The sequence below is a fragment of the Bartonella sp. AA1HLJMS genome, assembly GCF_042197445.1.
GTDB lineage: Bacteria > Pseudomonadota > Alphaproteobacteria > Rhizobiales > Rhizobiaceae > Bartonella.
The window spans coordinates 1-4216 of record NZ_JBHIRW010000049.1; the positions used below are offsets into that span (position 1 = coordinate 1).

General features: G+C 36.4%; 3 protein-coding genes. 1 reads left to right on the top strand and 2 read right to left on the bottom strand.

The window, feature by feature from the left end; translation table 11 throughout:
* The first annotated feature begins 1356 nt into the window (after window positions 1-1356).
* Window positions 1357-1521 (top strand): hypothetical protein, encoded by a 165-nt coding sequence (locus tag ACFIQE_RS08215; protein WP_375646395.1) that lies wholly within the window; start codon window positions 1357-1359, stop codon window positions 1519-1521.
* Between the two features lie 215 nt (window positions 1522-1736).
* Here ACFIQE_RS08215 and ACFIQE_RS08220 read toward each other — a convergent pair whose 3' ends face one another.
* Together ACFIQE_RS08220 and xseA are read right to left on the bottom strand one after the other, a co-directional pair.
* Entirely contained in the window at window positions 1737-2363 is a 627-nt protein-coding gene (locus tag ACFIQE_RS08220) for a DNA-3-methyladenine glycosylase I (protein WP_375612273.1), read from the bottom strand.
* Window positions 2341-3771, bottom strand: a complete 1431-nt coding sequence (xseA, locus tag ACFIQE_RS08225; protein ID WP_375707513.1) for an exodeoxyribonuclease VII large subunit — start codon at window positions 3769-3771, stop codon at window positions 2341-2343. The genes ACFIQE_RS08220 and xseA overlap by 23 nt, the downstream gene beginning before the upstream one ends.
* Window positions 3772-4216: the final 445 nt, after the last annotated feature.

Sequence of the window (4216 nt, forward strand, 5' to 3'; positions counted from 1 at the left end):
TATCAGCGGGTGTTTTTGCTGAAACTTGTTGTGCAACCATCGCCAATGCCATAAGAGCAGAAACAAGAGAGCTGCTACTTTTCAATATTGTTTTCTTCAAGTTCATAAACTTTTCCCTTTATTTATTTTTATCAATTAATGACGCTGAAATAATATAGCAAATTTATAATTATAACATTGAATAAATACGTTCTAACCGCCTATATTTTTAGTCACCTACACAGAGTCATCTACTTGATAAATTCATTGACTTACGTCTCAATAAACCATAACGAACATGCAATATATGTTTTGCTAACCAGTATTACATTCTTTTCATAACCTCTTTGCATATGATAATGCACTATATCAGTTCCCTATTAATCATCAATAAGCCTTGTCGCCCAAAAAAAATAGTGAGCTTTAAAAAAATCATTACGCAAAAATTTATGAATTCATTATTCTATTCCTTTAGGCGACATTTAAAATAAAATATGCAAACTTTAAAAATAGTCATCCCCCTCAAACACTCAGTTTCAAGATGTGGCACATCTTTACTACATGACCAAAACGGCACTGAAACAGCAGAAAGACATAAGAAAATATCTTTTCTAAAACGCTATCCCCCACAAAAAGCTGCTTAATCTTTTGAAAAATAAGTGTCAAAAGTTTTACGTTTTTACCAACAAAACCAAACGCGTTAACAAAGATAAAGGAAAAATGAGAAGAATCATTCCTTCCACGCTTTATCTTTTGAGAAATAAAGCTTACAATAAAAGAATATACACTAAAATGCATCCCCCCATTGATAAAAACAAAATTCATTAGACGTTTCCCCCCTAAAGACATAACGAATATAAACCCTTCTAAACTTTGGCGTGCATCATTGCTTTACCACTATAAAAATAGAATAGAAAACAACATACCGCAACAGAACTCTCGTTTCCAGCGGAAACATACAGAGATTCAACGAAGTAATGTAGTGGATACAAGCCTGCATGAGCTTAATCATCTTCCAAAAAATTGGAGCGCACACGCGGCAAGATCACTCTACTAATAGAGGAAAGCTATCAGATAATAAAACCCAACACAAGCAGCTTGAGTCATTTAACTTCAATTTTTCATCGCTGCATTTCATTTTATATTGCCTAGGTAAGCATTGGGCAATCAACCTACATATAAATAAACCAACAGTCATACAAGCAAAGAAAAACAATGCAACAACAGCACCCCATCTAACAACCACTTTGCATTCGTCAACAAACATGAATAAAATATTCATTAATTATAACAGTCACGTTATTAACGGAAATAAAAAAAACTCTTCTGAACCATTACAAATGCCAAAGACTGTTTCACAACACTGAGAGCTAGTAAATGTGTGATGGTGCCGATTTGCTCCTTCATAAACCTAAAGATGGAGTGCATTATGGACTTATCTGTCATACCATTCACGGGCTGCGTCGCGAAATGGGCTTTGGTGTACTAAATGTTTCTTTAAAACATACAAGACATTACCATTATCTCACTTCAGATACATAACAGTTAAGATATCACTCCTTTTTGCGTCTGTTTTTTCATCCTCAAAATTATACCTTTATCGTTTTTAGTGCCAACAACAATAGAAAATCATTAATATTGTATAGTTTGTATATTTCAATTATCTTATACAGCGGAATTGTATAATTTATACATTTATTAAATAATTCAATTATTATCCTATTAATCATTACTCTTACAAAAGAAAGTTTGCCAATTTATCGACAAAAACATCCTTCAAGATGATCATTAACAATTCCTACGGACTGCATAAAAGCATAACAAATTGTGGGGCCAACAAATGTCCAACCACGTTTCTTCAAGTCTTGAGAAAGACGAAGAGAAGCAGGTGTCATAGGGTTAGCTAACAGTGTTTGAAAATCTATTTTTTCATAACGCTCCAATTGTGGTGGTTGAAAAGACCAAAAATAGTGGGACAAACTCCCCCACTCTGTTATAATTTCTTGTGCTCTCAATGCATTATTAAGCACTGATTGAATTTTTCCTTGATGGCGAACAATGTCTTTATTCTGCATTAACATTTGCACCTTCAGCTCATCATAATGAGCAATCTTTTCAAAGTCAAAGTGATCAAATGCAACGCGAAAAAAAGAGCGTTTTTTTAAAATTGTAAACCAAGAAAGCCCCGCTTGGAAACCTTCAAGACAAATTTTCTCAAACAAACGAATATCCTCAAAAATAGGCTTTCCCCATTCGGTATCATGATAAGCACAATAAAGTGGATCCGTTCCAGCCCATGCGCAACGAACTTTTTCATCCACTCCCTTAAGAAGACCTTCCGCAAGCATGGCATTAACCGTATTAAAAGAGAGTTCCTTGATCATCGCTTGGTGACTTTATCTGCTTGTGTTTTGATCTTTTAGCGAAAATAGGCTCTTGTGTTGCAACACTGATATCTCCATCAAAAAAGCGTAAATTTATTTGCCCTGTTTCAGGAAACTGAACCAATCGTTTAATGGGCTTATGATCTTTCCCCAAAGCCAAAACAAAACCGCGCTCCAAAATATTCTGATATGAAGTGCTTCTTAAAAGCCTAGATACTACCTCTAACCCAGCACGTTGTTTTTCCACATTACGCACAAAAGCACGCTGAAGACGTGCCGTATATTCCTTTGTATTGCGTTGTGCTTTTTCACTATTTAACAAACGCGGTGAAAAACGCACACCAAGTGCATGAAAAAAAAAACGTTTTTTATCGTAGCTTACACAAAGAGCACGCTGCAATCGACTTGAAGTTTCATCCAAACCACGCCGTGGTAGAGCAAAAAGTTGATCGGCAGTCGGAAGAGCTCGTAGAGTAGCACGCAATTTTTGTCGATAAAAATCCAAATAACGCGCGAGTCCCTTGCGCAAACGTGCATCAAGCGATGCCACTAGCACCTCGAGATCAAGCTTAACAGGAACAGCCCGTTCTGCTGCGGCGGTAGGAGTTGGAGCGCGCCAATCAGCCACATAATCAATCAAGGTCCAGTCCGTTTCATGCCCAACAGCAGAAATAACAGGAAGAGAAGATTCATAAACAGCACGAACAACAGCTTCGTCATTAAACCCCCACAAATCTTCTAAACTTCCTCCTCCCCGTGCAACAATAATAAGATCAGGTTTTGGAATAAGTCCACCTGGACCAAGAGCATTAAAACCTTCAACAGCAACAGCCACTTCCCTCCCACTTGTTTCCCCCTGAACACGTACAGGCCAAACCAAAATATGCAACGGAAAACGATCGGATATACGATGAATAATATCACGAATAACAGCACCTGTTGGTGATGTTACAACGCCTAAAATTCGAGGCATATAAGGCAAAGTTTTTTTCTTTTCTTCATCAAACAAGCCTTCTTCTAAAAACTTTTTCTTACGATTTTCAAGAAGTGTCATCAAAGCACCAACCCCCGTTGGTTCAAGAGCCTCAATGACAATTTGATATTTCGATGACCCTGGATAAGTTGTAAGTTTACCAACAGCAACTACTTCCATCCCTTCTTCAGGAGGGAATTTGAGCTTTTCCATAACTCCACGCCAAATAACAGCTTCCAACCGTGCCTTATCATCTTTTAAAGCAAAATAAGCATGTCCCGAAGCATGAGTACCACGGTACCCTGATATCTCCCCACGCACCCGTACATAACCAAACTTTTCTTCAACAACACGCTTTAGAGCCCCTGCTATTTCGGAAACAGTGAATTCTGCCACATTTGTTACACCTGTTTTTTCACTAAACAAACTTACCATTTTTCAATTCTTTACGCCCGTTTCTGTGAATCTTTTTGAAACAACACATCTTTAAACTTTTGATTTATAGCTTCATCAAAATACCCATAACACCGGCTAGAACAGCTTATATTTTTAATTTCAAATCGATTATCAGGGTTGTAAAAAAACTTGAAACCGTTGTATGGGGATGTCTAGAGTCATTATTTCATCCGAAAATTGTATCAATAGAAATTAAAATATTCAATCCTAACATCCAAACAAACACATCTTCTATAAGAATTCCTGAAATAAAATTCTCTACACAACATAGTAATCCATTCCCGATAGAATTCAATGTATTGCAAAGTATTAAAGAGCTTTGCAATACATCAAATATATCATGACCCTGTTTTTTATATTTTATAAACTTGATACCTTCTTATTTTTCAATTGCACTATAAAAAATACGTGGTGCACTATTCCA